We start from the raw sequence: 244 nt of genomic DNA, 5'->3' as shown, positions 1-244 counted from the left end.
AGGCGAGGGCGGTGGCCAACTCGTCGTCCTTCGGGATCGGATCCGTTGCGCCTACGCGATCATCTCCAGCCATGACCCAACTCCTTCCCGCCGGCGTTGCAGTGGCCGGCTCAGCGCGTCGGCAAGCTCCGACAGGCTCTCCAGGTTATGCACGGCGCGGAACTCGTCGACGTGCGGCAGGATCGCCTGTGCTCCCAGAGATTTTGGCGCATAGCCCTCATACCGCAAGAGCGGGTTCAGCCAG

1 pseudogene is annotated in these 244 nt (G+C 65.2%); it reads right to left on the bottom strand.

Annotated elements, in window-relative coordinates:
- Positions 1–51 precede the first annotated feature (51 nt).
- Positions 52–244, bottom strand: a pseudogene (locus tag SB754_RS22395) (hypothetical protein); the annotation flags it as partial.

Source organism: Leifsonia sp. SIMBA_070, from assembly GCF_046534635.1.
GTDB lineage: Bacteria > Actinomycetota > Actinomycetes > Actinomycetales > Microbacteriaceae > Leifsonia.
This window is presented reverse-complemented; position numbering and strand designations above follow the sequence as displayed.